General features: G+C 36.6%; 16 protein-coding genes. 6 read left to right on the forward strand and 10 right to left on the reverse strand.

Annotated features, from left to right (window positions below; translation table 11 throughout):
* Positions 1 to 31: 31 nt before the first annotated feature.
* From atpE to SJY44_RS02575, 7 genes are all read right to left on the reverse strand, one after another.
* Complete coding sequence (gene atpE, locus SJY44_RS02545; protein WP_396591146.1) at positions 32 to 253, reverse strand: ATP synthase F0 subunit C; 222 nt, start codon at positions 251 to 253, stop codon at positions 32 to 34.
* Between the two features lie 15 nt (positions 254 to 268).
* Positions 269 to 1,351, reverse strand: a complete 1,083-nt coding sequence (gene atpB / locus SJY44_RS02550) for a F0F1 ATP synthase subunit A (RefSeq protein WP_396591147.1) — start codon at positions 1,349 to 1,351, stop codon at positions 269 to 271.
* An 88-nt stretch (positions 1,352 to 1,439) separates the two neighbouring features.
* Positions 1,440 to 1,838 carry a hypothetical protein gene (locus tag SJY44_RS02555; RefSeq protein ID WP_396591148.1) on the reverse strand — a complete coding sequence of 133 codons (399 nt, stop codon included), beginning with the start codon at positions 1,836 to 1,838 and terminating at the stop codon, positions 1,440 to 1,442.
* A 5-nt stretch (positions 1,839 to 1,843) separates the two neighbouring features.
* Positions 1,844 to 2,158, reverse strand: coding sequence for an AtpZ/AtpI family protein (locus tag SJY44_RS02560; RefSeq protein ID WP_396591149.1), 315 nt, complete (start codon positions 2,156 to 2,158; stop codon positions 1,844 to 1,846).
* A complete protein-coding gene (locus SJY44_RS02565) occupies positions 2,055 to 2,492 on the reverse strand; it encodes a polymer-forming cytoskeletal protein (RefSeq protein ID WP_396591150.1) in 438 nt (145 codons plus the stop codon). The genes SJY44_RS02560 and SJY44_RS02565 overlap by 104 nt, the downstream gene beginning before the upstream one ends.
* Positions 2,493 to 2,498: 6 nt before the next feature.
* Positions 2,499 to 5,054, reverse strand: a complete 2,556-nt coding sequence (locus SJY44_RS02570; protein WP_396591151.1) for a tetratricopeptide repeat protein — start codon at positions 5,052 to 5,054, stop codon at positions 2,499 to 2,501.
* A gap of 114 nt (positions 5,055 to 5,168) precedes the next feature.
* Positions 5,169 to 6,182 carry a helix-turn-helix domain-containing protein gene (locus SJY44_RS02575; protein ID WP_298923354.1) on the reverse strand — a complete coding sequence of 338 codons (1,014 nt, stop codon included), beginning with the start codon at positions 6,180 to 6,182 and terminating at the stop codon, positions 5,169 to 5,171.
* Positions 6,183 to 6,293: 111 nt separating this feature from the next.
* On the opposite strand from SJY44_RS02575, the gene SJY44_RS02580 reads away from it, so the two are divergent.
* From SJY44_RS02580 to SJY44_RS02595, 4 genes are read left to right on the forward strand one after another with little or no spacing between them, the layout of a single operon-like run.
* Positions 6,294 to 6,608, forward strand: a complete 315-nt coding sequence (locus SJY44_RS02580) for a hypothetical protein (protein WP_396591152.1) — start codon at positions 6,294 to 6,296, stop codon at positions 6,606 to 6,608.
* Positions 6,609 to 6,610: 2 nt separating this feature from the next.
* Entirely contained in the window at positions 6,611 to 6,937 is a 327-nt protein-coding gene (locus tag SJY44_RS02585) for a TfoX/Sxy family protein (protein WP_396591153.1), read from the forward strand.
* 6 nt (positions 6,938 to 6,943) lie between these two features.
* Positions 6,944 to 7,609 carry a DUF2461 domain-containing protein gene (locus SJY44_RS02590; protein WP_396591154.1) on the forward strand — a complete coding sequence of 222 codons (666 nt, stop codon included), beginning with the start codon at positions 6,944 to 6,946 and terminating at the stop codon, positions 7,607 to 7,609.
* Positions 7,610 to 7,642: 33 nt separating this feature from the next.
* On the forward strand, positions 7,643 to 8,011 hold the full coding sequence (locus SJY44_RS02595; protein WP_298923362.1) for a nuclear transport factor 2 family protein: 369 nt from the start codon (positions 7,643 to 7,645) through the stop codon (positions 8,009 to 8,011).
* Between the two features lie 107 nt (positions 8,012 to 8,118).
* Here SJY44_RS02595 and SJY44_RS02600 read toward each other — a convergent pair whose 3' ends face one another.
* Together SJY44_RS02600 and SJY44_RS02605 are read right to left on the reverse strand one after the other, a co-directional pair.
* Positions 8,119 to 8,814 (reverse strand): ABC transporter ATP-binding protein, encoded by a 696-nt coding sequence (locus SJY44_RS02600; RefSeq protein WP_396591155.1) that lies wholly within the window; start codon positions 8,812 to 8,814, stop codon positions 8,119 to 8,121.
* A gap of 36 nt (positions 8,815 to 8,850) precedes the next feature.
* The gene (locus SJY44_RS02605; protein WP_396591156.1) at positions 8,851 to 10,320 is read right to left on the reverse strand and encodes a DUF5687 family protein; all 1,470 of its coding nucleotides are present in this window, start codon (positions 10,318 to 10,320) and stop codon (positions 8,851 to 8,853) included.
* 124 nt (positions 10,321 to 10,444) lie between these two features.
* On the opposite strand from SJY44_RS02605, the gene SJY44_RS02610 reads away from it, so the two are divergent.
* Positions 10,445 to 11,494 carry a ferredoxin--NADP reductase gene (locus SJY44_RS02610; protein WP_298923368.1) on the forward strand — a complete coding sequence of 350 codons (1,050 nt, stop codon included), beginning with the start codon at positions 10,445 to 10,447 and terminating at the stop codon, positions 11,492 to 11,494.
* A gap of 51 nt (positions 11,495 to 11,545) precedes the next feature.
* Here SJY44_RS02610 and SJY44_RS02615 read toward each other — a convergent pair whose 3' ends face one another.
* Entirely contained in the window at positions 11,546 to 12,328 is a 783-nt protein-coding gene (locus tag SJY44_RS02615) for a patatin-like phospholipase family protein (protein WP_298923370.1), read from the reverse strand.
* A gap of 310 nt (positions 12,329 to 12,638) precedes the next feature.
* Between SJY44_RS02615 and SJY44_RS02620 the strand changes: the two genes are divergently transcribed.
* The gene (locus SJY44_RS02620) at positions 12,639 to 13,337 is read left to right on the forward strand and encodes a DUF2064 domain-containing protein (RefSeq protein ID WP_396591157.1); all 699 of its coding nucleotides are present in this window, start codon (positions 12,639 to 12,641) and stop codon (positions 13,335 to 13,337) included.
* Positions 13,338 to 13,357 lie beyond the last annotated feature (20 nt).

Raw genomic sequence — 13,357 nt, forward strand, 5'->3', positions numbered from 1 at the left:
ACCAACCGTTACTTCTGTATCCAAAAATTACTTAGGCTGCTGGAGCTGCTTGCAATAAAGCAACAACCACACCGAATAACGCTACCGCTTCAACGAAAGCAGCAAGAATAAGCGCAGAAGCTTGAATCTTTCCGTGCATTTCTGGCTGACGAGCCATAGCTTCCATAGCTTTCCCACCGATGTTACCAATACCAACACCAGCTCCGATAGCTGCTAAACCAGCTCCAATAGCTGCGATTCCATAAATAGTCATATTACAAAATTTAAATTAATGATGTTCTTCTTCTGTTGCCATTCCAAAATAAAGGGCTGACAATATTGTAAAAATATATGCTTGTATTGCCGTTACGACAATTTCTATTACGGTTATAAACAATGAAAATGCCACAGAGATTGGAGAAACCCAAACTGTTTCAAAAATGAAAATCAATGACATCAATGCCAAAATAATGATGTGGCCTGCTGTAATATTTGCAAACAAACGAATCATTAAAGAGATTGGCTTAGTGAAAATACCTATTAGCTCTATTGGCATTAAGAATATTTTCATTGGCACAGGAACTCCTGGCATCCAAAAAATATGTTTCCAGTAATTTTTGTTACCACTAAAAGTTGTAATGATAAAAGTGAAAACTGCAAGTGTCATGGTAAACGCTATGTTTCCACTAAGGTTAGCTCCATTTAAAATTGGGATAAGGCCAAAAATATTGTTAATCCAAATGAAGAAGAATATAGTCAATAAGTAAGGCATGTACTTTTTGTACTTGTGCTCTCCTATCATTGGCTTTGCAATTTCGTCACGCACAAAGACAATGAGCGGTTCTACAAAACCAGCGATACCCGTTGGAACCTTGTTTTCTGATTTTTTATAAACCCTTGCGGCAGAAATAAAAATCAAAAGGAGCACCAACACAGAAATCCACATCATAAAAACGTTTCTAGTAATAGAAATATCCAATGGCTTTGAAGCGTTTGTTGGGTGGTGCTTATCATCGAACGCTACGGCCGTAGCACGATTGTTCAATTGATATATTTTCTCATGTAGTTTTACAAAACTCCCACCATTTTTCTCAACAATTACCTTACCCTCGTCATCATGATGAAACTCACTAGACATGAATGTAGTAAGGCCATTATCCGTCCACAAAATTATTGGCAAAGGGAGTGATATAGGTTTGTCATCAATATCAATGATGTGAAATTCATGTGCATCTTTAACATGATGCATAATCATCTCATTCGGATCAAATTTTTTATCTGATTCCGTATTATCTTTATCTATGGCAAAACCAGCAATAGGTAGTGTAAGTAAAAATCCTAAAAAAACTGCCTTAAAAGTACTTATTCGCATTCGTTCGTCAGATTAAAAATACCGCCCTCAAAAATTCGGTGCAAATGTACATTACATTATATTAATTGACAAACAATAATAACACGGATTATTTGGGCGCTAAAAACTGATTAATGCTATAAACTTCAAATGCTAAAAAGATGAAATAAGGGATAAAAAAATTAACGGCATCACCAACCTTATTAGCTGCCTCTGAAAGAAATAATGGAAGTAGAAAAATAACAACCAAAACCATCTTCAAAATCATCAGCAATATAAAAGAATTAAATACCTGAGTTTTCCCATTAGAAAATCGAAAATTAATGATGGAATAGACAATTAATACTGATATAAAATGAAACACATAAACATTCCACAACGGTATTATAAGTTCTCTATCAGGAAGCAGTGCGTTTAGCAAATAAACATGAAGCAAATAAAGAACTGCAGTTCCAATAATTAACTGCAACATAAAAAGCAGTTGGCGCTTTTTAAAAGACTCATTCATAGTATTTAACGATTAGACATCTTCATAATCTGTCTAATGACAAAATATATCGAAATTAAAACCGCAAATAAAGAACAAATAATAGTATAAATAGGATGCTTATTTGGGAATTTTTCGTCCAAATAAACTCCAAGATATGTGCCTCCACCAATAATCGCTATCATTTGGAAAGCAATACCAGAGAATCTTGCGTAATTATTTAATGATCTTTTCTTCTTAGGAGACTTTTGCTGGCTCATTGGTCTTTGTGGACTGCAGTCTTTGGGTAGGTGCCGCAGCCGTTGTTGTTGCAGCTCCTTTGCCCATTGTACAGGCAGCATTAAACGTGGCTCCTGGCTCTACGGAAAGTTTGGAAACATTTACTGTTCCTTCAATAACAGCAGATGCTTTTAAAGAAAGTAGGTCATTAACCAAAAGTTCGCCATTAAACTTTCCTTCAATATCTGCATTTACACATTCTACTTTTCCATTAATGTAGCCATCTTTACCAATGACCACCTTACCGGATGTCTTTACATTACCTTCCAATTTACCGTCAATTCTGAAATCGGCTTCGGAGGTAATGTTTCCTTTTATTTTCGTGTTCTTCTCAATTCTGTTGGGTTGTCCTCCAAATTCTGTCATAGGGCGAGGTTTTTTGTTGTCAGAAAACATTATGTTCTAGGGTTTTGGGGTTAAAATATGTTCTTTGTAAGTCTCTAAATTTTTATGGACTTGTATGATTTTATAATTGTTCGATAAAATTACAAAATTCTCATCTTTGATACGGTAGTCCTTATTCTTTTTTATGAGTTCTGCATAGCCAAGGGCAAAGTCTTTTGATTTGAAACCATGCACCACCACAAACTGATCTTCTAAATTATAGATATCCTTAGATATTATATTTCTATATTTTAAATCTTTGATGACCCCTTCTAGCCTTTCCTTAAGTTTCAACGCTTTTTCATTGTCCTTTATTTTAAAAGGGAAGACAACTTTCCAATTACCTGTTCCGGTAGAACCTATTTCCGGAGAAAATTCTTTCGTCTCCAGTTTTGGTAATTGATCTGCTACCATCTGCTCTGCTTTTTTTCCTTCGAGGTTATTTGGATACGTTAGTGCCACATAATTTAGTGCCTCTTTAAAGGATTCAAAACCTTGAAGGCGACCTATGGCATTTGCTTTCAACATTTCAAATTTGGGAACTATTGGGTCCCCTGTAAACCTGTTGATATACTCTTGCGATTTTGTGATGACCTGAAGGAATTCTTGTTCTTGGTACAGCGTATACAATGATGCATACCTTGCATCTGGACTATCCGTGTTTCCTTTAAGAATAGCTTGAGGATTCAGTAGGATTTCCGCGTAACGTGTATCTGGATGGTTGATAATGATATCCTGTTTCATATTCAAAGCCAAGGGACTTCCGGACTCTTCATAAATTTTGAACAGATTATACTTTGATGGTAAAATCAGTCTTTCTTCTGGATTGGAAACTAAAACGCGCTCTAATTTGCCAGCTGCAAGCAGGTTATCTTTGAACTTCTCTTTGTATATGAGTCCCAATTGATAGTTGGCAAAATTTCTTTCGGTTTTCAAACTATCAATTACCGTAACCTCCGTAGGAACTTGTTCTAAATAAAAGGCCAGTGAATATTTTTGCTCGTCAGTAACCTCAACAGCAGGTTGTCCATTGGCTAAAATATCTTCTCCCGTAGCCTCTGAAGGCAACGCTCTGTTTTTGTTGCTCCATCTCCAATCATCTTCAAGTATACGGTCACCCCATCTAGTTTTAAAATCATTTTTGCCATACCCTAAACTGGCGATGTTGTAAAAATAAAACTTGCCTTTATTCTCCTTACCCCCTTTGGTTTCTGCGAACGCGGCAAAGCCTGCAGTTGTCCTTTTCAATTCTTTTTCGGCGGCCTCTTCATCTTTCCGTTTTAGCTCGGTAATGTACTCCTCAAAATATGCTTTGCGTTCAGCTTCCGGCATATCATAAACAGTAACAACACTATCTGCATACTGCACGATGTCTTCATACTTAATGACATCTTCAAGGTTATCCAACTTCTTTTTTATTCTTCGGTATTTCCTTGTGTTTTCCGTGAGGTTGGTCAAAGTACTGTCATAATAGGCCCCTGCAGTTTTGTATTCGTCCTGATCAAAATTGTAATCCGCTAAACTTTGATAGTTCAATGCGCTCAACTTTCTTTCACCTTGATTTGCCTTAAGCGATTTGTTGTAATATGCTATTCCCAAACTATCAGATTGGTTGGCCATATGAAACTGCGCTATCTCTCTATAAATCTTGTCTAGAAAAGGTCTGTTCTCCCTGTTCTCTTCCAAATCCGTCAAATATTCCAACAACGCTTCTCTATTAGAATCTGTGATTTCTGTATTCTGAATTTTCTTTAAGTGGGAATTGATCATATAGACCCTTGGCGACTTTCGGTTGAGCGCAATCACTTTATCAAAAGCATAATTGGCGCTATCCTTATGCCCCATTTGATTGTACAGTTGCCCTATTATAAACAAATACCTTCCTTTTTCTGGGTTCTTTTTGGTATAGCCTTGGGCTATTTTTAATTTTTGAATAGCGGTGTCAGCAGCTTTTAGATTAATATAACACTGAGCCAATACTGCATTGGCATCTGCGTATTCTTGATTTTTTAACGTTTCAAACTTAAAGAGCCTTCTTAAATTCTGGATTGCTAATTCTGGATTGTCCAGACGCATATTGGTTTTTTCGCGCCATATGGTAGCCTCATTTAGCTTGTCGCTTTCTACATATTTTCTAAGGATATAATTGAAGGATTCCAAAGCGGGAATGTAACGTTGATCAAAGTATCTTGCTTTGCCCAGCAACAAAAAAGCTTCATCAGTCTGAGGATTGCGTTCCTCATCCTTAATGTCCATACTGTGCTTTTGAATGGCTTTTGTAGCTTTTTCCTCGGCAATTATAAAGTTGGGGTTGTTGTCTTCTGAATCCAATTTAATTTCTTCAGTAACCTCCAAGCGTTCTACTGGAAGCACTTCCCAATAATCGTCACGATAGCTGGAATTTAATTCTTCTCGTCCTTGCTCAAAAGCAATATTACCATTGTATAGGGTATTATACTTGGTGTTTAGCGCATGCCAATTGCGGTTAATGAATTTATCTTTTTTGGTGGAGCAGGCGTTAAAAACCAGTCCCCCTAAAATGATTGCTATTAAAAGTGTTTGTTGAAGCTTCAAAATTATTGATAATCGTATCTAACCTTAACTGAAAAACGGTCAGTTTATTATAAGGCTCATCGGTAAAATGCAATAATTTTTGCTGGTCGTAAAAACATTAACAAAAACTGTGCTCTACCAAGCTGTTGGTCTTTCGAAATGAACCCTGCTTCTATTGTATTTTGTCTTGTAGGCAACAGGGGATAGTCCGGCGTATTTTTTAAATACTGTCCTAAACGCCTTTTGATCTGCATAGCCCACTTGGTACATCACCTCATTTACGTTTTGTTCTGTAGACTCCAGACTACGTTTGGCCGCTTCTATTTTTACTCGTTGAATATATTCCAAAGGAGTATTTTGGGTGGCCTTTTTAAATCTGCGCACAAAATTTCTACTACTAATGGCATACTTCTTAGCCAATTGCTCCACTGATATTTTATGCTCAACATTGCTTTCAATATATTTTTGGGCTTCTTTAATGGCAATATCCTCATGATCTTTCTGCCCTTGAAAAATGGCAAACTGGTTTTGGTCCACACGATCCATATCAATTTCAAAAAACTTAGAAATGTAAATAGCCACTCCACGACCGCAGTGTTTCTCCACCAAATGTAGCATTAGGTTTAAGAAGGAAAAGGCCCCTCCACTGGAATAGATTCCATCTTCATCTGTCACAATTTTATTGGAAACCAGATTTACTTGCGGAAACATTTTTTTGAACATTTCCATTGCTGCCCAATGCGTAGCACACTGCTTGTTATCAACCAGCCCGGTTTGCGCCAAAACAAAAGCGCCCATGCACATGCTGGCAACCTCAGCATTATGTTTGTTACGTTGGTGCAAAATCCAAGGAACAAAAGCTTGGTTGCTCTCCAAATCTTCAGCCAGCTTATCTGGTCGTAAGGCGGGAATTAATATCAAATCTGTTTTTTCAATATCCGTGATCATACTATCACAATGAATACTGAACATTCCATTATATAATGAATAATCATGTTCAAGGCCTACTAAATGGGTTTCAAAAAAGTCATCGCTTCTTGCTCCGGTTTGTTTTAAAAACTGATTTACCGCCATTAGCACTTTAAATGGTCCAACTACATTGCTTAAAATGGCATTCCCCTTGGGCACCAAAATACTTACGTGTTTCATTATCAACGATTTTAGTGCTATAAATGTAGTCGTTATACTTGGCACAATCAACCCTTAAAAGTGTCTTATTCGCCCTTATCTTGGCTTGAATGCCTTTTGTAGCTTTGGAATATGGAGTTTGAAAAATTCAAGGAGGTCCGTGAATTATTTTGTTTGAAGCACCCAGAGGTTACAGAAGGAAAAATGATGAGTTCCCCTGCTATCCATTACAAAAACAAAGTATTTGCATTCTTCTCCAAAAAGGAAAAAATGGTATTCAAATTGGGAAAGGGCTACCCTTTGAAAGAGCAAGATTTTGAGCTTTCTGAATTCAACCCTTTTAAAACCAAAAAACCTTTAGCAGGTTGGTACGAAGTTGATTTTGAATACCATGAAAAATGGGAGAAGCTTGCACATAAGGCGTTGGAATTGATAAAATCGAATTGAAGATGGGGGTAAAGGGAGCGAAAATTACGCAAGGTTCAGTATTGGCTGCAGAGCAGATAGTTCAAAAATTGAGTTCAATAAGTGACATTTCAGCAAAAAAAATGTTTGGTGGCCATGGTATATTTCATACAGGTAAGATGTTTGGAATTATTGATTCAAAAGGGACTGCTTACCTGAAAGTGGATATTTCCAATCAAAAGGATTATGAAAAAAATGGAGCTAGCAAACACGGCAAAATGCCTTATTACTCCATTCCTGATACGGTTTTTGATGATGTTGATACGCTTTTGCTTTGGGTCAAAAAATCAATTGAAATCTCCAAAAAATAACGAAACATGATTACTTCTTCATACACTGCCTTTTTTAAAGAACTAGCTAGAAACAATAATAAGGAGTGGTTTCATGCGAACAAAAAACGATATGAAAATGAGGTGAAAGCTCCTTTTTTGGATTTACTGGATAATTTGTTGCCAAACTTGACGGAATGGGACGATCGCATCCTTCCAGATGCCAAAAAGGCTATGTTTCGAATTAATAAAGATGTTCGTTTTTCAAAGGATAAAACACCATACCACAACATTTTAAAAGCTGGCTTTTCACCTAACGGGAAAAAATCCATTTTGCCTGGGTATTATTTAGGGATAGATGCTACCAGTATTCATGTTGGAGGCGGCCTTTTTATGCTAAGACCTCCTGAACTTGCCTTGGTCCGAAACCATATTGCGAAGGACATAGTGGCTTTAACAAAAATTGTTGAGGCTTCATCGTTCACCCAAAACTTTGGAAGACTTAAAGGAGAAAAGTCAAAACGATTGGATAAGAGCTTGCTTCCCGCAGCGGAAAAAACAAATCTAATCTATAACAAACAATTCTATGCCATGGCCGAATTTCCATTGGAGCCTTTTTATAACTCTGATGAATTAGGCGGTGAAATCTTGAACCATTTCAAGGCTATTAAACCTTTGAATACTTATTTGAGCCAGGCATTTGATTTATCTTGAGTTTATTTATTAATCATAAAAACAGAAACAAAAATGACAACACAAGAAGTTGCAGACAAACTAGTAAGCCTTTGTAGAGAAGGCAAATATGATCAGGCTTATGGCCTTTATGCCCAAGATGCGGTTAGCGTTGAGATGGCAGGAGTGCCAAATGAAGTGACCGAAGGGCTAGACAATATTTTAAAAGGTTTTGAACAGTGGGCCAATAATATTCAAGAAGCACATGGAGGAACTGTTGGAGACCCTATTGTAATGGGCAATCATTTTGTAGTGCCAATGACCAGCGATGTTACTTTTAAACAGGGAGGTAGAGTAAATATGGAAGAGCTTTCTATGTATCAAGTAGAGAACGGGAAAATTAAGAAAGCACAGTTCTTTTATGATCCTTCAGCCATGTTTTAGGTAAGAATGTTGTCAGTTCGAGCGCAGTCGAGAACTTTTTAATGCAAAGGTTGTAAAGACCATCTCGACTTCGCTCGATGTGACAATTAGCGATAGAAAATACGCTATCATCCTGCAAAAAATGTTTCCAGTTCTTTGAGTGTTTCCGTAGAAGTTTGAATGTCCTTTACTATTTCTCCTTTGTTCAATACTACAATTCGTTCACAAACTTCGGTGACATGAGTTAAATCATGGCTGGAAACTAAAACCGTGACTTCATTTTTAGCTGCCAATTCCTTAATTATACCTTTTAGGCGTATCTGCGTGGTAGGGTCCAAATTGGCGAAAGGCTCATCTAATATTACTACTTCAGGGTTTCCAATGAACGAAGCAACTATTCCAGCTTTTTTTTGGTTTCCTTTGGATAAATCCCGTAGGTACTTTTTTTGACCTAAAATTTCACCGTGGAAAAAGTCTTCAAAAGTGGAAAGGAGTGCATCTACATCTGCTTTGTTTCTTCCTCTTAAATCGCCAACAAAATAAAAGTATTCTTCAGGTGTTAAGTACCCTATAAGGAAGGATTCATCAATAAATGATGATGTAAAAGGCTTCCACCCTTCGCTCTTATTTACTTGAACATCGTTATTTATAATATGGCCTGATGTTGGCTGAATCAAATCCAATAAAAGGCTAAAAAAAGTGGTCTTGCCGGCACCATTGTTACCCACCAGACCAAAGCTTTGACCTTTAGGTATTTCCAAAGATTCAATGTTCAAGACTGTTTGAGATCTGTATTTTTTGGAAAGGTTTTCCGTTGTAATCATCTATGTGTTTTTTATTTTCACTTTCGTGAATTTTACTTAACTGTTCTTTTCCTTAAAGCCAGCTATCATTCCATATTTCTTTTTTCTATACTGTTCTGTAATCTTGTCCAGCAGATAATTCTTTAGCGCAAACCCTATAACTCCCAAAAGAGAAAGTGTTATTACCGCCGCTTCCATAGATATGAGATAATAGGCTCCAGTAAAAATTAGAATGGGTAGCCCTAAAACTGGTAACATTATTAAAAACTGGGTGGCACTTGTGCCCTGCATATTACCAAATGGGCTTTTATCCAGATCTATTCTTTTTTTATTGAAAGATCCAAAAAATAGAATCACGGGAATGTTTACTCCTAAATTATAAATCGCACTTCCAAAGTTTATTGCTAAAGCTTCCCAGCCAAAATAGACATAAGGAATGGTCAATAAAAACATGACCAACACACTAACAGATATAAGAGTTGCCTTGGACTCCAAATATTTTCTAAGCGGTATGTTCTGTGCCATCATCATACTATAATAACCACTGTCCCACGCAGGAATAAATTGTCCAAAATTGCTTAAGAAAATTCCCGTCATGAAGATTCCCAAAAAAGCAAACATCGGAATCATGTTGGCATAGATTTCTTGGGTGTAGAATATCAACCCATAAAACACAAAGAGAAGAGATATAAACACCTGGGCTTTGGTTCTTTTGTTGCGCCAAATCATCTTAAGATCCAACTGTAAAAAAGTTCCCATGTCCCCAAAGCGTTTTGTCCATGACAAATCTGAAGTCTTTACCTCTTTTGTTTTGGACTCTAAAGAAGCATCTAAAAAGAGCTTGTTTTTAAGCAGTTTATAATTCAAAGCATATGCCAAGATAGCCAGTCCCAGAGGTATTAGTACAGTAATGGGGTATTGATATAATCCATGAAAAATAGGTCCGAAAAATTCTTTTACAGGTATTATTTGAAAATAATCGAGTCCATATAGAACAACTATGATGCCCCCAATAATTCCTAATGCCTTATCACTTTTATTAACAAGAAAATTGACATAGTTGATACAAAGTATTATAGAGGAAATTGACACAAGCCATAACAATACATTCAAAGCGGGATATCCATTGAACAAAAGCACAATGCCAAAAGGGATAAAAAAGAAAAGTGCCAACAAATTGTAACCAGATACACCTGATCTACCCAATATATAATGTGTTATGGTACTTTTTTTAATCGGAAACAACAATAATGGTTTAATGTCCATAACAGGAAGCTTCTGCAAAAAGTATCTAAAAAGCAGTTCTATTAGGATCCAATAAACCAAATACCCACTAAGCACCCACATTGGAGATTGGTCTGGAAAGGTTTTTCTAAGGATTTCATAAAGAAATCCTCCAACAAACACCAAGGCCCCAATCATATAAATGCCAAAAAAGATCATTACAATCTTCAATGCCAACCCTTTCCCAAATGAAGAGGATCTATAAAAAGATTTCCATTGAAGATTGATAAAACGTTTAAACATGGGCTGGTGATTTTCTAGATGTTTGTACCTAAAATACTTGATTTGTTACAAAAGCAACGCTTTTTTTAAAATCTGCCTTTCAAAATTGTATGAATGCTTAGTTTTGCAAAAAAATTGACATTCCATGAATGACTTTCATGCATTAAAAATTGCTGCTGTTGATACTTTAACCCCAAATGCAGTGGCGCTTACTTTTGAAGTTCCCGAAAACCTTAAAAATACCTTTGCTTTTACAGCAGGTCAGTATATTACCATAAAGCATACGGTAAATGGAGAAGAATTGCGCAGAGCATATTCCATTTCCTCAGCACCATCTTCTGGAAAACTTACCGTTGGAATCAAAAAAGTGCCAAAAGGCACCTTTTCCGTCTATGCAAATGAGAACATTAAAGCTGGAGATGTTTTAGAAGTTATGCCGCCTGAAGGACGATTTGTTTTTGAAAAAAATTCCGAAGCAAAAAACATCGCAGCATTCGCCGCAGGAAGTGGAATCACTCCAATAATCAGCATTGCCCAAACTGTTCTGGAAAGTCATCCAGAAAGCACCTTTGTATTGGTTTTTGGAAACCAGTCTCCAGAAGAAGCTATGTATTTACGGGCAGTACAAGAGCTTCAAGATAGATATACCAATAGGTTTTTTACTCAGCATGTCTATAGTCGATCACAAGAAGAAAACGCTCTTTTTGGCAGAATTGAAACCTCTACCGTAAACTTTATTATCAAAAACAAGTTTAAAGAAACCTCTTTTGATGCTTTCTATTTATGCGGTCCAGAAGAAATGATTACTTCTGTTTCTGATACTTTAAAAACCAATGGAATTGCTGAGGACAAAATATTCTTCGAACTTTTTACGAGCTCTGACACGGAAGACACTCTTGCTGAAGAACTAGAAGGAAAAACAACCTTGGAAGTCACTGTAGATGATGAAGTTTTTTCATTATCCATGGATAAAAAGACTTTGGTCCTAGATGCCGTTCTTAAAGAAAACATTAATGCCCCCTATTCCTGTCAAGGTGGTGTTTGCAGTAGTTGTATTGCAAGGATTACCGAGGGAAAAGCTGAAATGGTAAAAAACCAAATACTAACAGATGGCGAAGTAGCTGAAGGGTTCATTTTAACATGTCAAGCACACCCACTTACCTCAACACTTAAGGTTGATTATGATGATGTGTAAAAGGTGAAAATAGGATTGAATTAGACGCGGACAGACACAATCCTGATTTTTCTATACTTTCAAAACACTTTCGAACATCCTACTGGCATGGTCATAACCAATGACAAAGGCCTTTTGTATTCCCTTTTTGTCCAAAACCCCAATTTTTTCCAACTCTTTGGGCTCTATGAACAAATCGCATTCTTTTAGTTTTTGGTGACTTGAAGCATAAATCATCAGCCCTGTTACCCTTCCGGCCAATTGCAAAGAATTTTTTAGGTCTTTTTTCTGGACTTCCCCGGCAATAGAAACGTTACTTCCAATAATAAAGTCAGCTTTTCCATCAACATACTCTTTAGGAAAGTTGTTCATTACCCCGCCATCGGCATATAGCGTTTTGTTAATTTCAACTGGACTGAACACTGGAGTTAACGCGGCAGAAGCTAAAAGCGGTTTTATTAGTTCTCCTTCAGTAAATACTTTTTCTTCTCCTCGGAGTAAATCAGTAGCCACTACATATAGTGGTTTCTCCAGACTTTCAAATGAATCTTTTGGGAAGTATCCTTTAAAAATATTAAAATACCTTTCGGTATTGATAAAACCAGGCTTACTAATGGAAAAGAAGTTATACTGAAATAAAGGAGTATCCTTAAAAAACTGCAACATGTCTTCCACAGAATTCCCATTTGCATATAAGGCCCCTACCAAAGCTCCCACGCTAGAACCTGCTACCACTTTAGCATCCAATCCATGTTCCTGCATTGCTTTTATTAACCCAATATGAGCCATCCCGCGAATTCCTCCTCCAGAAAGCACCACTCCAATGGATTTTGCTTGGATACTATTTGCGTTCATGAAATAAGTAGATTAAAAGCATTGCAAATTTAGTCTCTAGACCCCGAAATCACGATTTTACTGCCGTTTTTTAAGAGAACATTACCGACTTCTCGGTCTGTCATCTCTAAATACTATAGTCATTTATGTAGTTCATCGATACCTATTCGATTTTAATCTTTACCAATTGATACCCCTCCATTTTCAAAACCGACTTGCCGGTCGGAATGTTAAAATTGACAATTATTAAAGAAAAATGTAATTCATAGTAATCCTTTGCGACCAAATCAGAATAGATATTTATCGTAAGTTTACGATAGTAGATTAAATCTTGGAAAACACTTTCTCAAAAGAAACAGCAATCCTGATTTTTGCGAATTCCGCTGCTGTGGAAACTCGTCGTAAAAAGACTGTGGCTAATTTAGATTTATTCCATGCGCTAACGTCACGTACCATTCAAATTGCCAAAGCTTCCGGATTACCTTTTTTCCACTTTACCGAAAAACAACAAGAAGGTGCAACCTTTGGTGAGCGTTTTTCCAATGCCGTTCAAGCTATTTATGAAAAGGGCTATGCAAATGTTATTACCATTGGTAATGATAGTCCTCAATTAAAAGCCTCACATATTATTGAGGCAGAAAGGCAATTACAGCTTGGCAAAACTGTTTTAGGGCCAACTACTGATGGTGGTTTTTATCTAATGGGGCTTCATCGTTCCAATTTTGACCCAAAACTATTTCTTAGTTTGCCATGGCAACGTTTTGGGCTTTTCAACAAGATTTTCCTGTTATTTGAAAGTTACGATTCTCATGTATTCAGGCTTCCTGTTTTACATGACATCGATACCAAAGAGGATATTGTCAACATATTGCGTTTTTCCAAAACAATCGCAATTTCTATCTTAAAAATTCTTAGTTCCTTACTAAAAAAGCATATTCGGATTGTTTCCAAAAACGTTCAAATACTCCAACATCATTTTACCTCTCTTTATTTTAACAAGGGTTCACCAGTCTTGATGCAATTTTCCTAAGCATCAATAAGTAATGACAT

Source organism: Allomuricauda sp. R78024, from assembly GCF_044596045.1.
Lineage (GTDB): Bacteria > Bacteroidota > Bacteroidia > Flavobacteriales > Flavobacteriaceae > Flagellimonas.

Excerpts from the sequence above, each read along its gene's own strand:
- SJY44_RS02600 (WP_396591155.1), bottom strand. The coding sequence starts at position 8,814 with ATGATTACAACGGAAAACCTTTCCAAAAAATACAGATCTCAAACAGTC.
- SJY44_RS02555 (WP_396591148.1), bottom strand. The coding sequence starts at position 1,838 with ATGAATGAGTCTTTTAAAAAGCGCCAACTGCTTTTTATGTTGCAGTTA.
- atpB (WP_396591147.1), bottom strand. The coding sequence starts at position 1,351 with ATGCGAATAAGTACTTTTAAGGCAGTTTTTTTAGGATTTTTACTTACA.
- SJY44_RS02585 (WP_396591153.1), top strand. The coding sequence starts at position 6,611 with ATGGGGGTAAAGGGAGCGAAAATTACGCAAGGTTCAGTATTGGCTGCA.
- SJY44_RS02610 (WP_298923368.1), top strand. The coding sequence starts at position 10,445 with ATGAATGACTTTCATGCATTAAAAATTGCTGCTGTTGATACTTTAACC.
- SJY44_RS02615 (WP_298923370.1), bottom strand. The coding sequence starts at position 12,328 with ATGAACGCAAATAGTATCCAAGCAAAATCCATTGGAGTGGTGCTTTCT.
- SJY44_RS02560 (WP_396591149.1), bottom strand. The coding sequence starts at position 2,158 with ATGCTGCCTGTACAATGGGCAAAGGAGCTGCAACAACAACGGCTGCGG.
- atpE (WP_396591146.1), bottom strand. The coding sequence starts at position 253 with ATGACTATTTATGGAATCGCAGCTATTGGAGCTGGTTTAGCAGCTATC.
- SJY44_RS02605 (WP_396591156.1), bottom strand. The coding sequence starts at position 10,320 with ATGTTTAAACGTTTTATCAATCTTCAATGGAAATCTTTTTATAGATCC.
- SJY44_RS02565 (WP_396591150.1), bottom strand. The coding sequence starts at position 2,492 with ATGTTTTCTGACAACAAAAAACCTCGCCCTATGACAGAATTTGGAGGA.
- SJY44_RS02575 (WP_298923354.1), bottom strand. The coding sequence starts at position 6,182 with ATGAAACACGTAAGTATTTTGGTGCCCAAGGGGAATGCCATTTTAAGC.
- SJY44_RS02590 (WP_396591154.1), top strand. The coding sequence starts at position 6,944 with ATGATTACTTCTTCATACACTGCCTTTTTTAAAGAACTAGCTAGAAAC.
- SJY44_RS02580 (WP_396591152.1), top strand. The coding sequence starts at position 6,294 with ATGGAGTTTGAAAAATTCAAGGAGGTCCGTGAATTATTTTGTTTGAAG.
- SJY44_RS02595 (WP_298923362.1), top strand. The coding sequence starts at position 7,643 with ATGACAACACAAGAAGTTGCAGACAAACTAGTAAGCCTTTGTAGAGAA.